Genomic DNA, 623 nt, shown 5'->3' with positions numbered 1-623 from the left:
TTCAAACAATTAGTTGAGAATAAATATGGCAAAGAAGAAGCTAAAAAACGTATCTTTGCTACAACAGATAAACAAAAAGGTGCATTAAAACAATTAGCTACAAATGAAGGTTATGAAACATTTGTAGTCCCTGATGATGTAGGTGGCCGTTATTCAGTGTTAACTGCTGTAGGTTTATTACCAATCGCAGCTGCAGGTATTAATATTGAAGCGATGATGATTGGTGCAGCAAAAGCACGTAAAGAATTATCTTCTGACAAATTAGAAGAAAATATTGCTTATCAATATGCAACAATCCGTAACCTTCTATATAGCAAAGGTTATACAACTGAAATGCTTATCAACTATGAACCGTCAATGCAATATTTCAACGAATGGTGGAAACAATTATTTGGTGAATCAGAAGGTAAAGACTTTAAAGGTATTTATCCTTCAAGTGCTAACTACACTACTGATTTACATTCATTAGGACAATACGTTCAAGAAGGTCGTCGTTTCTTATTTGAAACAGTTGTAAAAGTGAATCATCCAAAACATGATCTTACTATTGAAGAAGATAGTGACGATTTAGATGGATTAAATTATCTTGCTGGTAAAACAATTGATGAAGTTAATACAAAAGC

1 protein-coding gene is annotated in these 623 nt (G+C 32.6%); it reads left to right on the top strand.

From position 1 onward, the window contains the following. Window positions 1-623 (top strand): glucose-6-phosphate isomerase (locus ACZ267_RS12760; RefSeq protein ID WP_463680337.1); only part of this gene is annotated, 623 nt, incomplete at both ends.

It is taken from the genome of Staphylococcus sp. AC872 (assembly GCF_979255425.1).
The sequence above is the reverse complement of the archived record's forward strand: the minus strand, read 5'-3'. Positions and strand labels throughout refer to the sequence as shown.